Origin of the sequence: Arsukibacterium sp., from assembly GCF_036735525.1 — a bacterium.
Lineage (GTDB): Bacteria > Pseudomonadota > Gammaproteobacteria > Enterobacterales > Alteromonadaceae > Alishewanella.
Genome location: NZ_DAINOE010000152.1, coordinates 1 through 842 on the forward strand (window position 1 = coordinate 1; position 842 = coordinate 842).

General features: G+C 49.6%; 2 protein-coding genes. One reads left to right on the top strand and one right to left on the bottom strand.

Annotated elements, in window-relative coordinates; genetic code table 11:
- Positions 1-564: GntR family transcriptional regulator (locus tag V7D78_RS16430; RefSeq protein WP_333609539.1), on the top strand; the 564-nt coding region annotated here is incomplete at its 5' end.
- Positions 565-630: 66 nt separating this feature from the next.
- Here V7D78_RS16430 and V7D78_RS16435 read toward each other — a convergent pair.
- Positions 631-842, bottom strand: a 212-nt coding sequence (locus V7D78_RS16435; RefSeq protein WP_333609540.1) for a hypothetical protein, incomplete at its 5' end; no start/stop codon positions are given.

Sequence of the window (842 nt, forward strand, 5' to 3'; positions counted from 1 at the left end):
CAAGCGGCGCTGGCTGATGAGTTAAAAGTAAGCCGTATTCCGGTACGCGAGGCGCTGCTGCAGCTGGAAGCCGAAGGCTTGGTTGAATTTGAGGCGCATAAAGGCGCCACGGCAACTAAGTTATCGGCAGAGCAGGTAACCGAATTGTTTGAACTGCGCGCTTTGCTGGAATGCGAGTTGCTGCGGATGGCAATACCTAGACTGACCGAAGCCGAGCTGGCACAAAGCGAACAGCTACTGCAGCAAATGAGCATGGCATATCAGGCTGCAGATACCTCAGGTAGCTGGAGTGAGCTGAACAGCCGCTTTCATATGAGTTTATACCGCGCTGCCAACCGGCCGTTGACTTATGAAATGGTGCAAAACCTGAACAGCAATTCTGACCGCTATATCCGGGTGCATTTAATGCTGGCCGGTGGTGTGAAAAAAGCTGAGCCTGAACATGCGCTGTTACTGGAATTGTGCCGCAAGCGGCAAACGGAAGAAGCCTGCAAATTGCTGAAGGAGCATATCCTGAATGCGGCAACCGAAATTATAGAATTGGTAAAAAAACAGGATAGCTAGCGTCAAGGTGCTAAGTTGTTAGTTAAATGACAGCCCTGCACTTGCAGGGCTGTTGGCATTCAGGTTTTATTGCCGTGGCCGGCGGCGCAGTAGTGCTAATCCGCTAATAAATACTAACAATGCTGCAGGCAATGAACCGCCGGACGATTTAACCTCTGCTGCCGGCTCCGGTTCAGGTGTTACTACTAAAATTTCAGTACTTTGTACTTGTAGTGTTAGCGCTTTGTTGTTGATATCGATAATACCGGATTCTGCAGCCGACACCGTAATTGCATATT